Origin of the sequence: Pseudactinotalea sp., assembly GCF_048594945.1 — a bacterium.
Taxonomy (GTDB): domain Bacteria; phylum Actinomycetota; class Actinomycetes; order Actinomycetales; family Beutenbergiaceae; genus Pseudactinotalea.
The window spans coordinates 1-17412 of sequence record NZ_JBMDXJ010000018.1 but is presented as its reverse complement, the minus strand read 5'-3'; the positions used below and the strand labels follow the sequence as shown (position 1 = coordinate 17412).

At 70.6% G+C, this 17412-nt stretch carries 16 protein-coding genes; 10 read left to right on the top strand and 6 right to left on the bottom strand.

Translation table 11 applies throughout. From position 1 onward, the window contains the following. The 5 genes from ACOJSN_RS00905 to ACOJSN_RS00885 form a co-directional block, all read right to left on the bottom strand. A partial coding sequence (locus ACOJSN_RS00905; protein WP_420110627.1) for an aldehyde dehydrogenase family protein occupies positions 1-619 on the bottom strand: 619 nt, incomplete at its 3' end. Beyond that, entirely contained in the window at positions 616-2061 is a 1446-nt protein-coding gene (locus tag ACOJSN_RS00900; protein ID WP_420110626.1) for an aldehyde dehydrogenase family protein, read from the bottom strand. The genes ACOJSN_RS00905 and ACOJSN_RS00900, both read right to left, overlap by 4 nt. 14 nt (positions 2062-2075) lie before the next feature. After that, positions 2076-3098 (bottom strand): deoxyribose-phosphate aldolase, encoded by a 1023-nt coding sequence (gene deoC / locus ACOJSN_RS00895; protein ID WP_420110625.1) that lies wholly within the window; start codon positions 3096-3098, stop codon positions 2076-2078. An 82-nt stretch (positions 3099-3180) separates the two neighbouring features. Next, positions 3181-4899 (bottom strand): phospho-sugar mutase, encoded by a 1719-nt coding sequence (locus tag ACOJSN_RS00890; RefSeq protein ID WP_420110624.1) that lies wholly within the window; start codon positions 4897-4899, stop codon positions 3181-3183. Next, positions 4899-5747: a purine-nucleoside phosphorylase gene (locus ACOJSN_RS00885; RefSeq protein ID WP_420110623.1), complete on the bottom strand. Its 849-nt coding sequence runs from the start codon at positions 5745-5747 to the stop codon at positions 4899-4901. Before ACOJSN_RS00885 ends, ACOJSN_RS00890 begins: the two co-directional genes overlap by 1 nt. A gap of 33 nt (positions 5748-5780) precedes the next feature. Here ACOJSN_RS00885 and ACOJSN_RS00880 point away from each other — a divergent pair, with 33 nt between their 5' ends. The 5 genes from ACOJSN_RS00880 to ACOJSN_RS00860 all read left to right on the top strand — a co-directional run bounded on the left by ACOJSN_RS00880 (position 5781) and on the right by ACOJSN_RS00860 (position 11125). Continuing rightward, on the top strand, positions 5781-7247 hold the full coding sequence (locus ACOJSN_RS00880; RefSeq protein ID WP_420110622.1) for an NAD(P)H-quinone dehydrogenase: 1467 nt from the start codon (positions 5781-5783) through the stop codon (positions 7245-7247). Positions 7248-7289: 42 nt separating this feature from the next. Then, positions 7290-8402: a succinyl-diaminopimelate desuccinylase gene (gene dapE / locus ACOJSN_RS00875; RefSeq protein WP_420110621.1), complete on the top strand. Its 1113-nt coding sequence runs from the start codon at positions 7290-7292 to the stop codon at positions 8400-8402. Then, on the top strand, positions 8402-9202 hold the full coding sequence (locus ACOJSN_RS00870; protein ID WP_420110620.1) for a TIGR00730 family Rossman fold protein: 801 nt from the start codon (positions 8402-8404) through the stop codon (positions 9200-9202). Before dapE ends, ACOJSN_RS00870 begins: the two co-directional genes overlap by 1 nt. Before the next feature lie 241 nt (positions 9203-9443). After that, positions 9444-9611, top strand: coding sequence for a DUF3117 domain-containing protein (locus ACOJSN_RS00865; protein ID WP_420110619.1), 168 nt, complete (start codon positions 9444-9446; stop codon positions 9609-9611). 44 nt (positions 9612-9655) lie between these two features. Continuing rightward, positions 9656-11125: a leucyl aminopeptidase family protein gene (locus ACOJSN_RS00860; RefSeq protein WP_420110618.1), complete on the top strand. Its 1470-nt coding sequence runs from the start codon at positions 9656-9658 to the stop codon at positions 11123-11125. Positions 11126-11204: 79 nt separating this feature from the next. Here the strand turns inward: ACOJSN_RS00860 and ACOJSN_RS00855 are convergent, their stop codons facing one another. Then, on the bottom strand, positions 11205-12161 hold the full coding sequence (locus tag ACOJSN_RS00855; protein ID WP_420110617.1) for a type IV toxin-antitoxin system AbiEi family antitoxin domain-containing protein: 957 nt from the start codon (positions 12159-12161) through the stop codon (positions 11205-11207). A 399-nt stretch (positions 12162-12560) separates the two neighbouring features. Here ACOJSN_RS00855 and ACOJSN_RS00850 point away from each other — a divergent pair, with 399 nt between their 5' ends. The 5 genes from ACOJSN_RS00850 to ACOJSN_RS00830 all read left to right on the top strand — a co-directional run. Then, positions 12561-13904, top strand: coding sequence for an ABC transporter substrate-binding protein (locus tag ACOJSN_RS00850; RefSeq protein WP_420110616.1), 1344 nt, complete (start codon positions 12561-12563; stop codon positions 13902-13904). Further along, complete coding sequence (locus ACOJSN_RS00845; protein ID WP_420110615.1) at positions 13901-14860, top strand: carbohydrate ABC transporter permease; 960 nt, start codon at positions 13901-13903, stop codon at positions 14858-14860. Before ACOJSN_RS00850 ends, ACOJSN_RS00845 begins: the two co-directional genes overlap by 4 nt. Before the next feature lies 1 nt (position 14861). After that, positions 14862-15716: a carbohydrate ABC transporter permease gene (locus ACOJSN_RS00840; protein ID WP_420110614.1), complete on the top strand. Its 855-nt coding sequence runs from the start codon at positions 14862-14864 to the stop codon at positions 15714-15716. Positions 15717-15754: 38 nt separating this feature from the next. After that, positions 15755-16531 carry an IclR family transcriptional regulator gene (locus tag ACOJSN_RS00835; protein ID WP_420110613.1) on the top strand — a complete coding sequence of 259 codons (777 nt, stop codon included), beginning with the start codon at positions 15755-15757 and terminating at the stop codon, positions 16529-16531. A gap of 25 nt (positions 16532-16556) precedes the next feature. After that, positions 16557-17412: enolase C-terminal domain-like protein (locus ACOJSN_RS00830; RefSeq protein ID WP_420110612.1), on the top strand; the 856-nt coding region annotated here is incomplete at its 3' end.

Here is a 17412-nt window from a genome sequence, read left to right as displayed (position 1 = left end):
CGACACCGCCCGGGACGTCGGACGTGGCGAGCACCTCGGACAGCGTCACCGCCGGCAGCGGGCGGTCGTGGCTGCTGACCAGGACCACGGTGTTGCCGGTGACCAGCGGCGCGGCGAGCACGGAGACCAGGCCGAGCAGCGAGGAGTCCTGCGGCGCGAGGACTCCCACGACCCCGGTGGGCTCGGGCGCCGACAGGTTGAAGTACGGGCCGGCGACCGGGTTCGCGTTGCCCGCGACCTGCGCCACCTTGTCGGCCCACCCGGCGTACCAGACCCATCGGTCGATCGCAGCGCTCACGGCAGCCTCGGCCCGCGCCTCCGTCAGCCCTTCGCCGGCGCGCACATCGGCGACGAACTGCGCCCGCCGCCCCTCAAGCAGCTCAGCGACGCGATAGAGCACCTGCCCGCGGTTGTACGCCGTCGCCCCGGCCCAACCGGGCTGGGCCGACCGAGCCGCCCGGACGGCGTCGCGGGCATCCTTGCGGGACGCCTGCGCCGCGTTCGCGAGGAACACGCCGCGCGAGGACGTCACCTCGTAGGTGCGCCCGGACTCCGATCGGGGGAACTTCCCGCCGACGTAGAGCTTGTAGGTCTTGCGGACATCCACGCGGGTGCTCATCGCCCACTCCCTTCAACGAGGTACGGACCCAGCCCGTGGCGGCCGCCCTCACGGCCGTAACCGGACTCCTTGTAGCCACCGAAGGGGCTGGTCGGGTCGAACTTGTTGAAGGTGTTGGCCCACACCACGCCGGCGCGCAGCCGGTCGGCCATCCACAGGATCCGGGAGCCCTTGTCGGTCCAGATGCCGGCGCTCAGTCCGTACGGGGTGTTGTTCGCCTTCGCGACCGCCTCCGCTGGCGTACGGAACGTCAGCACGCTCAGTACCGGCCCGAAGATCTCTTCACGCGCGATCCGGTGCGCGGCGCTGACCTGCGTGAACACGGTCGGCGGGAACCAGAACCCATTCTCCGGGATCGCGCAGTCCGCACTCCAGCGCACCGCGCCTTCAGCTTCACCCGCATCGCTGAGGTCGCTGATGCGCTGCAGCTGACGTGCCGAGTTGATGGCACCGATGTCGGTGTTCTTATCCATCGGGTCGCCCAGTCGAAGGGTGCCGAGGCGTGCCTTCAACCGGACGATCAGCTCGTCGTGCATCGACTCCTCGACCAGCACGCGGGATCCGGCGCAGCACACCTGACCCTGGTTGAAGAAGATGCCGTTGACGATGCCTTCGACTGCCTGGTCGATGGGGGCGTCGGCGAACACGATGTTCGCGGCCTTGCCGCCCAGCTCGAGGGTGGCGTGCTTGCGGGTGCCCGCGATCTGCTTCGCGATCGCCTTGCCCACCGCCGTCGAACCGGTGAAGGCGACCTTGTCGACATCGGGATGTCCGACGACGGCGGAGCCGGTCTCGCCTGCGCCCGTCACGATGTTGACCACACCGGCAGGCAGGTCTGCCTGCTGCACGAGCTCCGCGAACAACAACGCGGTCAGCGGAGTGGTCTCGGCGGGCTTGAGCACCACCGTGTTGCCGGCGGCGAGCGCGGGCGCGATCTTCCACGACAGCATCAGCAGCGGGAAGTTCCACGGGATCACCTGGCCCACCACTCCGTGCGGCTGCGGGTTCACGCCGAAGCCGGCGTGGTCGAGCTTGTCGGCCCAGCCGGCGTAGTAGAAGAACCAGGCGGACGCGAGCGGCACGTCCACATCGCGTGACTCGCGGATCGGCTTGCCGTTGTCGAGCGTCTCCAGCACGGCGAACTCACGTGACCGCTCGGCGAGCAGTCGCGCGATCCGGTAGAGGTACTTCGCGCGCTCGGCGCCGGTCATCGGCCCCCAGACGTTCTCGTGGGCGCGGCGGGCGGCCCTGACCGCCCTGTCGACGTCGCTCTCGTCAGCGACTGCGGTGTCGGCCAGCGTCTCTTCCGTGGCGGGGTTGATGGTCTTCAGCGACCCGCCGGAGCCGTCGGTGAACTCACCGTTGATGAAGAGCCCGTAGGAGGAGGCGATGTCGACGACGGCCCTCGACTCGGGTGCCGGTGCGTACTCAAATGCGCTCATGATGCCTTCAGCTCTCAGTCGATCGTCACGTAGTCGGGACCGGAGTACACGCCGCTGGCGAGCTTCTGCCGCTGCAGCAGCACGTCGTTGAGGAGCGTGGAGGCGCCGAACCGGAAGAAGTCGGGGTCGAGCCAGCGTTCACCGGCGACCTCGTTCACGGCGACCAGGAACTTGATGGCGTCCTTGCTGGTGCGGATCCCGCCCGCGGGCTTCACGCCCACCTGCACACCGGTGGCAGCGAGGAAGTCCCGTACCGCCTCGAGCATCACGATCGTCACCGGTAGCGTCGCCGCAGGCTGCACCTTGCCGGTCGAGGTCTTGATGAAGTCGGCGCCTGCGAGCATCGCGAGCCACGAGGCACGCCTCACGTTGTCGAAGGTGACGAGCTCTCCGGTCTCGAGGATCACCTTGAGATGCGCGGGCCGCTTGCCCCGCTGGCACACCTCCCGTACCGCCACGATGTCCTCGTACACCTTGAGGTAGTCACCCGAGAGGAACGCGCCGCGGTCGATCACCATGTCGATCTCGTCCGCTCCGGCGGCGACCGCATCCTCGGTGTCGGCGAGCCGCACGGCGAGGGACGCTCGCCCGGAGGGGAACGCGGTGGAGACCGCGGCGACGTGGATCCCGGACCCCTTCGCCGCCGCGGCGGCGACCCCCACCATGTCGTTGTAGACGCAGACGGCGGCCGGTCGCGGACAGCTGGCGTCGCCGGGTTCGGGGGTGCGTGCTTTGGCGACGAGCGAGCGCACCTTGCCGGGGGTGTCGGCGCCCTCGAGCGTGGTGAGGTCGATCATCGAGATCACCGCCTCGAGGGCCCACGCCTTCGACGTCGTCTTGATCGACCGGGTGCCGAGCTGGTCGGCCCGCCCCTTGGCACCGACCTCGTCCACGCCAAGCAGTCCGAACAGGTACCGCCGCAGCGTGGCGTTGCTGATTTCCGCGGACCCGACCAGAGTCGCAGCGTCCGCCGCCACCTGTGCAGCGCTCCGGTCCCACGGTCGGGTCACGGTCCCCGCTGACGCCGTTGTGCTCATGCGCCGAGTCTAGTGTCGTGGCGCTCGATTGCTCTTGCCCTCGCGGACTCCGGCATCCCTCCGCGATGCGGGCCGACGTGTGTCAGACCCCCGCCGCCGCCGCGATGTCGGTTCGCAGCGCCGCGAGCCGCTCGGCAGCCTGGGCGCGCACCTCGGCGAGGCGGGCTCCGTCGGCATCGTGTTCCACGTCGACGATCGCCTCGAGGTAGCACTTCAGCTTCGGCTCGGTCCCCGAGGGTCGCACGATCACCCGGCTCCGATCAGCGGTCTCGTACAACAGCCCGTCGGTCGGCGGCAGCTCCTCGCTGCCGGTCGCCAGATCGACGACCTTCTCGACGGCGGAGCCCGCCAGGGTGGTCGGCGGCGCGTTTCGTAGCCGGTCCATGGCGGCTCCGATCAGCGACAGGTCCGACACACGCACCGAGAGCTGGCCGGTGGCGTAGACGCCGTAGCTGCGCGCGATGTCGTCGAGGGCGTCGGCGAGCGTGCGTCCGATCGAGGCGAGCTGGGCGGCGTGGACGGCGAGCAGCAGCGCGGCGGTGACGCCGTCCTTGTCGCGGACACCACCGGGGTCCACGCAGTAGCCGATCGCCTCTTCGTACCCGAAGTCGAGTCCGGGCACGCGAGCGATCCATTTGAAGCCCGTCAGCGTGGCCCGGTACTCGAGCCCGTGTGCCGTCGCGATCGCCGCGAGCAGGCGTGAGGAGACGATCGACGATGCGAGCGTGGCTCCGGCTCCCGCCGAGGCTGAGGCGATCCGCTCGCCCAGCAGCGACCCCACCTCGTCTCCGGTGAGCTGGCGCCAGCCGGTCGGGGCGGTCGGGTCCGGCATCGCGATCGAGCACCTGTCGGCGTCGGGGTCGTTGGCGATGATGAGGTCAGCCCCTACCCGCGCCGCGGTCGCGTAGGCAAGGTCCAACGCGCCCGGCTCTTCCGGGTTCGGGAAGGCCACGGTCGGGAACTCGGGGTCCGGCTCGGCCTGCTCGGCCACCACCGTCACGTCCTCGAACCCGGCTTCACGCAGCACCCGCTCCACCAGTGCCCCGCCCACACCGTGCAGCGGCGTCAGCACCACCGTGAGGTCGGTCGCGCAGCCGTCCGGTGCCACCCGCAACGCCCGGGTGACGTAGTCGTCGAGGATCGTGCTGCTCAGCACCTCCTGGCTGCCGCCGGTCCGCGCGGCATCGTCGGTGGACCTGGGCACGTCCGCGACCGCGCCCACGCGTTCGATCGCCGCAGCGATCTCCACGTCGTAGGGCGGCACGATCTGAGCGCCGCGGCCGGCGTCGGTGACGACCCGGCCACCGAGGTACACCTTGTACCCGTTGTCCTGCGGCGGGTTGTGGGAGGCGGTCACCATCACGCCGGCGTCGGCGCCCAGGTGACGCACCGCAAAGGCCAGCACCGGTGTGGGCCACGCCTGCGGCAGCAGCAACGCGCGGCCACCCGCTGCGGCCACCACATCGGCAGTGTCCTGCGCGAACTGGGTGCTGCCGTGCCGGGCGTCGAAGCCGATCACCACCAGCGGCGCCTCCCCGAGCCGCTCGTGCAGGAAGGTCGACAGCCCAGCTGCCGCGCGGATCACCACGGCGCGGTTCATCCGCATCGGCCCGGCTCCGATCGCACCGCGCAGCCCCGCGGTCCCGAACTGCAGCATCCCGGAGAACCGGTCGGCCAGATCGGCCGCGGCCTCGTCGTCGCCGGCCTCGACACGCTCCACGGCCGCCAGCAGCTCGGCCGTCGTGACCTCGTCCGGGTCGTCGGCCGCCCACGCCCGGGCTTCCTGCGTGAGCGCGGACATCAGCCGATCCGCCGCACGATCTCGGCGAGCAGAGCACCGATGCGAGGGCCGGCTGCCTGTCCGGCCCCGATCACCTCGGCGTGTGAGAGCGGCGCGTCCGAGATACCTGCGGCCAGGTTGGTCACCAGCGAGAGGCCGAGCACCTCCAGACCGGCCTGCCGCGCGGCGATCGCCTCGAGCGCGGTCGACATGCCCACCAGGTCGCCACCGATACGCTTGGCCATCTGCACCTCGGCCGGCGTCTCGTAGTGGGGGCCCCGGAACTGCACGTACACGCCCTCGTCGAGTGAGGCGTCCACCTCGCGTGCCACTGCGCGCAGCCGGCTCGAGTACAGATCCGTGAGATCCACGAACGTCGCGCCCTCGATCGGGGAGTCCGCGGTCAGGTTGATGTGATCGTTGATGAGAACCGGAGTGCCCGGCAGCCACTCGGGCCGCAGCCCGCCGCACCCGTTCGTCAGCACCACCACCGAGGCACCGGCGGTCGCGGCCACGCGCACCCCGTGCGCCACCCGCCGCACGCCCTTGCCCTCGTAGTAGTGGGTGCGAGCGCCGAGCACGAGCGCGTGCCGCGCCTCGCCGGCGGCATCGGCGTAGCGAATCGCGCGCAACGTGCCCGAATGACCAGGCACGCCCGACGCGGAGAGCCCCGGGACGCCGTCGGCAGGCACCTCACCGATCTGCTCACCGAGGTGAGCCGCTGCGCCGCCCCAGCCCGAACCCAGCACGAGGGCGACGTCGAAGCTCGCCACCCCGGTCAGCTCACGCACCCGGTCAGCCGCGACGGCGGCCACCTCCGCCGGATCGCTCGCGGGGTCGTCGATATCCGGGACAGCAGAGGAGGTCATGCACGGAACCTACTACCGGCACAATGGGGAAACGTGACAACCGCGGCAGCACCTTCTCAGCCAGATCCGGACACCCCCGGTCCCACGACGGCCGGCCCCTCCAGCACGCGCGAGGGGTCGCGCGTGGTGATCGTCGGAGGCGGCCCCGGCGGGTACGAGGCTGCCCTCGTCGCGCGCCAGCTCGGCGCCGATGTGACGATCGTCGAAGACAAGGGTCTCGGCGGCTCGGCCGTGCTCACCGACGTGGTCCCGTCGAAGACGCTGATCGCCACAGCCGAGTTCATGACGACCACGGAGAGCGCGCCGAGCCTGGGAATCCTCCCCTCGGGGGACGACGACGGCGGTGTGGAGGTCGACTTCCACAAGGTCGACCAGCGCGTCCTCGAGCTCGCGGCCGCCCAATCACGCGACATCCGGACCCGACTCGAGCGTGAGGGCGTCGCGATCGTCGACGGGACCGGCCGCCTCGACGGGCCGGCATGCGTGGTCGCCACCACCAAGCACGGCGACCAGCGCCTGACTGCCGACATCATCCTCATCGCCACCGGCGCCCGCCCGCGGGTGCTTGAGGGCGCGGAGCCCGATGGCGAGCGCATCCTCACCTGGACCCAGCTCTACGAACTCACCGAGGTCCCCGAGCACCTCGTGGTGGTCGGGTCGGGGGTGACCGGAGCCGAGTTCGCCGGCGCCTACCGTGCCCTCGGCGCCCAGGTCACGCTGGTCTCCTCCCGCGATCGCGTGCTCCCGAACGAGGACGCCGACGCCGCCGAGCTGATCGAGGGCGTGTTCCGGCGCCGGGGCATGGAGGTCCTCTCGCGGTCCCGCGCCGCAGGGGTGTCCCGCGACGGCGATCGCGTCCTCGTCGAGCTCGCCGACGGCCGCGTGGTGGAGGGCTCGCACTGCCTGCTCGCCGTGGGCGGGGTTCCCAACACCGAGAATCTGGAGCTCGACGGCGCAGGGGTGCGCCTCACGGGGTCGGGGCACATCGCCGTCGACCGGGTCTCGCGGACCACGGCCCGCGGCGTCTACGCGGCCGGCGACTGCACCGGTGTGCTCGCGCTCGCCTCCGTGGCGGCGATGCAGGGGCGGATCGCGATGTGGCACTCGCTCGGCGACGCCGTCTCACCGCTCGACCTCGCGCAGGTCTCGGCGAACATCTTCACCGCGCCCGAGATCGCCACCGTGGGCATCCCCGAGAGCGACATCACCACGGGCAAGGTGCGCGGCGCCGTCACGATGCTGCCGCTGGCGCGCAACCCGCGCGCGAAGATGCTCGGCATCAGCGAGGGCTTCGTCAAGCTGTTCAGTCACCGCGCGAGTGGGCTTGTGATGGGCGGCGTGGTGGTCGCGCCGCGCGCCAGCGAGCTGATCCACCCCATCACCCTCGCGATCGCGAACCGGCTCACGGTCGACCAGGTCGCCAACGCGTTCACCGTGTACCCGTCCCTGTCCGGCTCGATCGCCGAGGCCGCGCGCGTGCTCCACGACAAGCGCGGCTGACTGCGCGACGGCGGTGCTCCTTCCCGCCGGTAGTGTCGCCATGTGAGCTCGACGCCCAGCCTTCCCGATCTCGCGAGCACCGATGTGGTCACGCTGACCCAGGCGGTGTGCGACATCCCGAGCGTCTCCGGTGACGAGGCAGTGCTCGCGGACGCGGTGGAGGCGGCGCTCAGCGGCTTCGCGCACCTCGAGGTGCTCCGCGACGGTGATGCCGTGATCGCCCGCACGCGCCTCGGCCGCGACGCCCGCGTCGTCGTCGCCGGCCACCTCGACACGGTGCCGATCCGCGACAACCTGCCCACCCGCCGTCGGAATGAGTCAGGTGAGCTCTGGGGGCGGGGGACCGTCGACATGAAAGGGGGCGTCGCCGTCGCCCTCCATCTGGCCGCCCGGCTCACCGAGCCGGCCAAGGACGTCACCTGGGTCTTCTACGACAACGAAGAGGTCGACGGCGACCGCAACGGCCTGGGCAGGGTGGCTCGCCATCACCCCGACTGGCTCGAGGCGGACTTCGCGGTGCTCGGCGAACCGAGCAACGGCAACATCGAGGGCGGCTGCAACGGGACGCTCCGGGCCGAGGTGCGGTTGACCGGGCGGACTGCGCACTCGGCGCGCGCCTGGATGGGACAGAACGCGATCCACGACGCCGCCGACGTGCTTGCCCGGCTCGCAGCGTACGAGCCGGCGGAGATCGAGGTCGAGGGTCTGGTCTACCGCGAGGGGCTCAACGCCGTCGGCATCACCGGGGGCGTGGCCGGCAACATGATCCCGCCCGAGTGCACTGTGACCGTCAACTACCGGTTCGCGCCGGACAAGACGCCGGATCAGGCATTCGCGCACGTGCGAGAGGTGCTGCCCGGGTACGAGGTCACGCTCACGGACGCCGCGCCCGCAGCCCGACCCGGCCTCGAGCACCCGGTCGCGCAGGACTTCGTAGCCGCGGTCAGCGCCGTGACCGGCGGTGCACCGCGACCCAAGTACGGATGGACCGACGTGGCGCGTTTCAGCGCCCTGGGAATCCCCGCCGTCAACTTCGGACCCGGCGACCCCAACCTCGCCCACGCCGACGACGAACGCGTTCCCACCGACCAGATCACGGCCGCAGCCGCGGCGCTCGGCGCCTGGCTGAGCCCCACCACCGAGGAGAGCACCTGATGAGTCAACCCTCCCGCGAGCACCGCAAGGGTCCCGTGCAACTGCGCGGCGCCCAGATCCCCGACACCACCACCGACGAGCGGCTGCTCAGCGACTCGGACAACGCCGAGTGGGTGCACAGCGACCCCTGGCGCGTGATGCGGATCCAGGCGGAGTTCGTCGAAGGCTTCGGCGCGCTCGCGGAGCTCGGACCGGCGATCAGCGTGTTCGGCTCGGCGCGGTTCAAGGAGGGTGAGGCCGAGTACGCGCTCGGTGAACGGGTGGCGGCCGGTCTGGTCACGGCAGGCTTCGCCGTCATCACCGGCGGCGGCCCGGGGGTGATGGAGGCCGCCAACAAGGGCGCGCACGAGGCAGGTGGCACGTCGGTCGGGCTCGGCATCGAGCTGCCCTTCGAGCAGGGCATGAACCAGTACGTGGACCTCGGCGTGAACTTCCGCTACTTCTTCGCTCGCAAGACGATGTTCGTCAAGTACGCCAACGGATTCGTGGTGCTGCCGGGCGGGTTCGGTACGTTCGACGAGCTGTTCGAGGCGCTCACGCTCGTGCAGACCAGCAAGGTGCGCCGGTTCCCCGTGGTGCTGGTGGGAGTCGACTACTGGAGCGGCCTGCTCGACTGGCTGCGGGACTCCGTGCTCGCGCGAGGGGCGATCTCGCCGCCCGACCTGGACCTGATCAAGCTGACCGACGACCCCGACGAGGCCGTGCGGCTCGTGGTCGAGGGAGTGCGAGACCTGCACGCCTCGGAGGAGGCGGCGCGCGCCGAGGTCGAGGCGGCTGCCGCCGCGCACAACGGCACCTGAGCGGCCCTGATGAGCTGGGTGACCTGGGCGTTCGCGTGCCTCGCTGCGGTGGTGCTGATCGTGGCTGTGGCGGCCTCCCGCGGTCGCATCGACCTCTCGTTCGAGCCCCCGTACGCGCGACCGATCGAGCCGGCCGACCCGATCGGGGTCCGACCTGGCATAGAATGGTCCGAGCCTGCTGCCGGGCGGTCAGTCGACCGAATCGGCGAGAACCACCCGAGAACAACAGGGGAGACCGCCCATGGCCGCCATGAAGCCCAGGACCGGTGACGGACCGCTCGAGGTCACCAAGGAGGGTCGGGGCATCATCATGCGCGAACCGCTCGAGGGCGGTGGCCGGCTCGTCGTCGAGCTCAACGCCACCGAGGCCTCCGAGCTCAGCGAGGCTCTCAGCGCCGTCGGCAACTGATGGTCGCGGAGCCCGCTCCGCGGCTCAGCCACGCCCGGGGGCCGGTGTCCCGGGACATCCTCGACGGCGCTGACGCCGTCGCCCTGCTGGTCTCCTCCGGTGAGGACGGGCTGGCCGTCCCCACGGGTCTGGACGCCCTGCTGGGTGTCGACCTCGCCGCCTTCGCGGCGCACGAGGGCGCCGCGGGTTCGGCCGCGGAGATCACCCGGCTGTCGTTGCCCTCCTTGCTCGACGGCGAAGCACCGTGGGCAGGTCTGCCCACGCGGGTGCTGCTCGCCGGGGCAGGCGACGGCGGCTCCACCGCGCTGCGACGCACCGGTGCGGCACTGGCACGTGCTGCCGCCGGGCGCGAGCGGCTGGTGATCGATCTCGGTGACTACGCCGAAGGTGCGGAGCCACTGCTCGAGGGGTTGCTGCTCGCCTCCTACCGCCCGCCGTTCCGGGGCGTCGGAGACGCGCCGAAGGACGCGGTCGGTGAGGTGGTGCTCGTCGGTTCGGTTGCTGCCGAGGCGGTCGAGACCGCGGAGGTGAGTGCCCGAGCGACGTGCCGAGCCCGCCTGCTGGCCGCGACGCCGTCGAACATCAAGAACCCGGCGTGGCTCGCGGAGCAGGCGCAGGTGCTCGCGAAGGAGTCGGGCGGCTCGCGCGCCGGGCTGCGCGTGACCGTGCGCGACGAGGCCTGGATCGAGCGCACCGGCATGGGTGGGCTCGCGGCCGTGGGGCGTGGGTCGGCGACGCCGCCCCGGCTCGTGGTGGTGGAGTACCGGCCCGTGGGCGCGACCGCGGCGCCCGTGCTGCTGGTCGGCAAGGGCATCACCTACGACACCGGCGGCATCAGCATCAAGCCCCGCGAGGCGATGGTGCCGATGAAGACGGACATGTCGGGCGCTGCGGTGGTGCTCTCGGTCGTGCTGGCGGCCGCCGAGCTGCGTCTGGAGCAGCCGATGGTCGCGGTGCTGCCGCTCGCGGAGAACGCGTTCAGCGGGTCGGCTTACCGCCCCGGCGACGTGGTGCGGATGTACGACGGCTCCACGGTCGAGATCGGCAACACCGACGCCGAGGGGCGCATGGTCCTCGCCGATGCGATGGCATGGGGTCGGGAGCAGTTCTCGCCCTCGGTGCTGGTGGACGTGGCCACACTGACCGGTGCCGCCGCGCTCGGCCTCGGCAAGCTCCACGCCGCGCTGTACGCGACCACGCCGGAGCTTCGCGACGGGCTGGTGGCGGCCGGCGATGCAGCCGGGGAGCCGCTGTGGCCCATGCCGCTGGTGGAGGAGTACCGAGCCGCGCTCGAGTCTCCGATCGCGGACGTCAGCCACATCGCCACCGACGCTCACGTGGGCGGCGGGTCGATCACCGCGGCTCTGTTCCTGCAGCGGTTCGCCGGCGATGTCCCATGGGCCCACCTCGATATCGCCGGCCCCGGCCGCTCCGACAGCGATCGCCACGAGATCACCAAGGGCCCCACGGGCTTCACCGCCCGCGCGCTCGTCCGCTGGCTCGCGGCGCGCTGACGCGCGGGTTCGCCCGCTCCCGGGCCCGTCCCCGCGGAAGGCGTTTCCGGTCGGTTCGCGGTCACGCTGTGGCAGCGAATCACCCGTGTTGGGTGGCGGGTGGGCAGTGACGGCAGCGCCGTGGGGTGCCGCGCCATCCACGCCGCTGCAGGATCGCAGCGATCCGGGCGGCCGTGCGGCACGTGTAGGTGAAGACGAGTCCGTGGGTGACGCGGACGGTGGCGGTCTCGCTGCTCGCGACGTGCGCCAGGTCGCGGTCAGCGTCGTCGTCACGGCGCGCTCCCTGATGGAACGCGGCGCCATCGAGCTCCACGATGAGGTTGAACTGGTCGTAGCGGATGTCGGAGTCGGTGCGGCGACCAGTGGCCCGGGACACGGCCTGGCGACTCGCGCGCGGGAGGCCGTGTGCCCGCTCGACCGCATGGAGGTACTGGCGCTCCAGAACCGAGTGGGCGCCGTCGCGCAGGTCGAGCAGCAGCTGCCGGATGAGGGCGCGTCCACGGACCCGGGTCCGCTTGTCTAGTGAGGCGAGGATGTGCTGCGCGGTGGTCCGCCGCCCGTGCGCCACGCGCGTGAGGGCATGGTAGGCGCTCGGAACATCACCGGCCGCGATGTAGTCGGACATGACGTCGACGATCGCGTGCTCGTCAGTCACGCGCGGCGGAGACCGGTGCCACTGGACGTCGTCGGTGTCGACCAGCCGACGCGCCCGCACGCCCGGCGGCAGCCGAAGCGTTCGTCCGTGCGTGATCACCAGGTCGATCGTTGCCGCGCGTAGTTCCGGCAGTGCGGCGGCCCCGGTCAGTGCCGCCGGCCACGCCGTGAGGATCGCGACCCACTGCCGCTGCCGGTAGGTCAGTGGTCCCGTGTGGTGGACGTACACGCCGGGATGCGCCACCGCGAGCTCGCGCCGCCGCACCAGCCGCCGGATGTCGTGGTCCTGGAGGCCGAGGTCGAGTAGCTGACGTCGGGCGACGACGCCATCCTGTTGCTGCAGCAGCGCGCGCAGCTGGCGGGCGTCGTGTGGGTGCACCATGGACCGCACTGTGACGCAGTGTCACGCGGCCCCGCCGGGAGCGCGGTGGGGTGCTGTGGACAACGGTGCATCAGGCCGTACCTGTGGACAACTCGCCCCACGCCCCACGCCCCCGCAGTTCCCGTGCGCCCGACATGGGCGATTCGCAGTCGATCGGTGACTGCGAATCGCACGGAAACGCTGTCCCGAGGGTCCGAGGGCCGAGCGATCGGGCGACCCGCGGGGTCGACCCGGGGACCGGGCGACCCGCGCGGCGGGCGGTGGCGGGTGGCGCGGGAGGTGGGGGAGATGACGTGCCACCGAGGGGTGCGCGGCGGCGGCGACTCGTGTACTGTCTCATTAATCGGGGTTGCGTCCCGATCAACGGGACAGGACGAGCTGCGACACGGGAGTCGTCACATGACACAGCTTCAACCGCCGCCGACGCGGCGTGGGTTCCTCGGGCTGGGCGCGGCTGCGCTCGGTGCCGTGGCGCTCGGGGCGTGCAGCGCCCCCGACCTGTCAGCGGTGGACCTGCCGGAGGTGCAGGATGCCTACGACGGCCCGCCGCTGACACTGAAGTTCTGGAACGGTCTCACCGGCGGCGACGGCGCGATCATGCGTGAGCTGTTGCTCGAGTTCAGCCAGGCGCACCCCAACATCACGGTGCAGATGTTCGCGATGCCGTGGCCGTCCTTCTACCAGAAGTTCCCGGCGGCGGTCGTGAGCGGACTGGCCCCCGACATCGGCCTGATGCAGAACTTCCACGTGGCCACCAACGCCGCCCGCGGCGTGATCGTGCCGCTCGACGAGGTAGCCGACCGGATCGGCCTCACCCAGGACCAGTTCGCCGACACGGTGTGGCGTTCGGGGATCGTCGGGGATCAGCGGTTCTCGATCCCGCTCGACGTCTGGCCAGACAGCCTGTTCTACAACAAGCGGGTCCTCGCGGACGCGGGCCTCGACCCCGAGTCGCCGCCACGCGACCGCACGAGTTACGAGGCCGCGCTCGACACACTGGCCGATCAGGGCATCGCCGGGCACTGGCTCCCCGCCGTGGACCCGCAGGGTGTCGGCCGCGGGTTCGACAGCCTGCAGTGGCAGTTCGGCGGCGAGCTCTACGACGAGGCCGGCAGCCGAGCGCTCTTCAACGGCCCCGAAGGCGTCGAGGCGCTCACCTGGCAGCTCGACCGCATCAACGCCGGCCACAGCAAGCGCAACGTCAGCGGCGGTGACGCGAACGTGGCGTTCAAGAACAACCTCAACGCGTTCCTCTGGGGCGGACCCGGCGCGCTGATCAACGACCTCAACTCGGTCGAGGATCTCGATTGGGGCGTGGTGCCGTTGCCGCGGATCGGCGATCGAGCGGCGTCCTTCTCCGGATCCCACCAGTTCGTGATCATGCGTCAGCGCACGTTCGACGCGGACCGGCTGGCCGCGACCTACACGTTCCTGTCCTGGATCAGTGCCAACTCTCTCGGCTGGGCGGGTGCGGGGCCGGTGCCGGCCCGCCAGGACGTCGTCGAGAGCCCCGAGTTCGCTGACCTGCTGGCACAGTCCTCGGTCGCCGACGCCCTTCCAGATGTGCGGTTCTACCCGCTGGTGCCCGGCATCTTCGAGGTCCAGTCCACCATCCTCTACCCCGCGATCAGCGACGTGCTGCTGGGGCACGCCAGCCCTCAGGACGCCCTCGACGACGCTGCCGCCCAGGCCGCCTACCTGCTCGAGGAGAACCGGCAGAAGTACTCGGAGGCACGCGCATGACCGCCGTCACCAGTCCACCGCCCCAACGAACCGAGCAGCGACCGGCCACCGCGCCACGGTCGCGCTCTGCGCGGCACGGGAGCCGGTACGCGCCGTACCTGTTCCTCGCGCCGTTCATGCTCATCTTCGGCGTCTTCGTGCTGGCTCCGGCCGCCTACGGCATCTGGATCAGCCTGCACAACTGGGACTTCTTCCTGCCGTCGCGCCCGTGGGTCGGCCTCGGCAACTACGCCGAGCTGTTCGACCCGACGGCGCTCATCGCCGTGCAGTTCTGGGAGTCGATGCGGGCGACCGGACTGTTCGTGGTGTTCTCGGTGCCGTTCCTCGTGGTGATCCCGCTCGGTCTGGCGCTGATGCTGAACCGCACCTTTCCCGGGCGGACCTTCTTCCGTGCGGTCTACTTCGCGCCGTACGTGCTGGGCGTCAGCGTGATCGGCGTGCTGTGGCAGTACCTGCTCAACGCCAACGCGGGCCTGATCAACTACGAGTTGTCCCGCCTCGGCGTCACCGAGGCGATCCCGTGGTTGACCGCCACGCCGTGGGTGTGGGTCACGCTCGTGGGCGTCACGGTGTGGTGGACGCTCGGCTTCAACGCGGTGGTGTACCTCGCCGGCCTGCAGGGCATCGACACGACGCTCTACGAAGCGGCGCGCGTGGACGGCGCCAGGAAGCGGCACGAGTTCTGGCACGTCACGCTGCCCGGCCTGCGCCCCGTGCTGCTCTTCGTCATCACGATCACGATTCTCGCCTCGGCGAACATGTTCGGCCAGGCGTACATGCTCACCGGCGGAGCGCCGAGCAACGAGACGCGCACGGCGATCATGTACATCGCCCAGACCGGGTTCGAGCAGTTCCGGATCGGCAAGGCCTCGGCGATGAGCTACATCCTCGCGCTGCTGCTGATCGGTGTCAGCACGCTCAACTTCCTGCTGTTCCGCGCTCAGGAGAGGGACTGACATGACCGTCTCGACACGCACGCCCGGCAGGCGCCGAATCTGGGCACAGGTGCCGTTCTACGCCGTGCTCCTGCTGCTGTCCGTCGCGTTCTTCGCGCCGATCCTGTGGATGATCTCCACCTCCTTCAAGACTGCCGGTGATGCCACCGCGCTGCCACCCCAGTGGATCCCGCCCACATGGTCGACCGCCGGTTACGAGACGCTGCTGACCGACCCGCAGGTTCCCGTGCTGCGCTGGCTGGCGAACTCGTTGATCGCGGGCATCGGCCACACGGTGCTGGTCCTCCTCACCGCCGCGCTGGCCGCGTACGCGCTCGCCCGCATGCAGTTCCGCGGCAAGAACGTCGCATTCGGGCTGATCGTCAGCACGCTGTTCGTGCCGGGCTTCGTGTTCCTCATGCCGAACTACCTGATCGTCGACGCCCTCGACTGGCTCGACAGCATGTGGGCACTGATCGTCCCCGGCGCGGCTTCGGCGTTCGGCGTCTTCTTCCTTCGCCAGTTCTTCCTCTCGCTGCCGCGGGAGCTGGAGGAGGCGGCATTTCTCGACGGCGCGAACCGCTGGCAGATCTTCCGCCGGGTGGTGGTGCCGCTCTCGCTCGCTCCGCTCTCGACACTGGCGGTGCTCTCGTTCCTCACGAGTTGGAACGACTTCCTCTGGCCTCTGTACGTGCTGTTCAACCCCGAGAACCTGACGCTCCCAGCCGGTCTCGCCACGCTCCGCAGCGCCTACGGGACCGACTTCCCGGCCGTGATGGCCGGCGCCGTCCTGGCGAGTGTGCCGGTGCTGATCATCTACGCGCTGTCGCAGCGGTACATCATCGCGGGTGTCTCGCGGTCGGGCCTGAAGGGATGACGGAGCTCGCCGCCGTCGGATCCGACAGGATGTCGGACATGAGCCCACGCATCGCCGCTGCCGACGAGTCCACCTCCGGAACCCTTGCCCGCGGTTTGACCATTCTGGAGTTCGTCGCCGATCAGGGGCGGGTCGGCGTCGCCGAGATCGCCGGGGAGCTCGGCATCTCGCGGAGCGCCGCCTACCGGCTGGTCACCCAGCTGCGGGATCGGGGCTTCCTGTCGGAATCCTCCGACGGCGGTGGGGTACGTCTGGGTGGGTCGGCTGTCCGTCTGGGTCTGCAGGCCCTGGGCGGCGTCGACCTGTTCGAGCTGGCGGCCGGTCGTCTCGCCTCGCTCGTCTCGCAGGTGCGTGAGACGGCGTTCCTCGCCACGTTCGACCATGGCGAGGTCGTGTATGTGCTGCAGGAGGTCGGCCCGAATGCGGTGACGATGACCGCGAAGCCCGGCAGTCGCCGTCCGGCGCACGGGACCGCACTGGGCAAGGCCTACCTCGCGGCGCTGCCGGCTGACGAGCGCGAGGCGGCGATCGCCGACCTCGACCTGCAGCCTGTCACGCCGTCGACGATCACCAGTCTCCCCGCACTGCGCCGCGAGCTCGATGCCACGGCGGAGCGTGGCTACGCGATCGATGACGGCGAGCTGGAACCTGAGGTTCGGTGCCTCGCCGCAGCCGTGCGCGACCACCGCGGGACGCCCATCGCCTCGATCAGCGTGGGCGGTCCCGTGGACCGCATCCTGAAGAAGGAGGAGGGCATCGTCACCGCCGTCCTCGACACCGTGGCGGCTCTCAGCCGCGACCTCGGATCGACCTGATCACCCTCACGAAACGGAGCATCGCTTGTCATCGCTCGACGACCACCGCATTCACCAGGTGGAGCCGCTCACCGTCCGCACCCGCTACCCGCGAGTCGTCGGAAGGAACGCACGGCTCGGCAGCCACGGGTCCGGGTTCGAGACCACGGCCGTGCGGGTGGTGACCGACCAGGGGGCCAACGGCTGGGGCGTGGTCGAGGGGCCGCTCGCCGGCGCTGAGGCCGTGATCGGTCGTCCGCTGCTCGACGTGTTCGATCCTGCGACCGGTGTCACCGCTGCGGAGGCGCTGCCGCTGGACTTCGCCCTGCACGACCTCGCGGCCACGATCGAGGGCGTCCCGGTGGCCCAGCTGCTCGGAGGCAGCGGCGATCGGTCGGTCACTTGCTACTCAGGTGCGATCTACTTCGACGACCTCGATCCCGAGGATGCCCCGCGCGGCATCGAGGCCGTGCTGGCGAACTGCGCCGCCGACTGGGCGGCGGGCTACCGGGCCTTCAAGCTGAAGATCGGCCGCGGGAACAGGTGGATGGAGGCGGAAGCGGGCTTCGCCAGGGATATCGAGGTGACGCACGCTGTCCGCGAGGCCTACCCGGAGGCGCGGATCCTCGTGGACGCGAACAACGGCTTCTCGCCGGAACAGACCGTGCGGTTCCTGCAGCAGGTCGCTGACTGTGACCTGTTCTGGGTCGAGGAACCGTTCCAGGAGGATGCGGTGGGCTTGCGCGTGCTGCGCGACTACCTGGTGTCCTCCGGCAGCAGCACCCTGATCGCCGACGGCGAGTTCGAGCCGGACGAGGCGCAGCTGCTCGAGCTCGCCGAGGCCGGGCTGATCGACGTCATGCTCATGGACGTGGTCTCCTACGGGCTCACGGCCTGGCGTC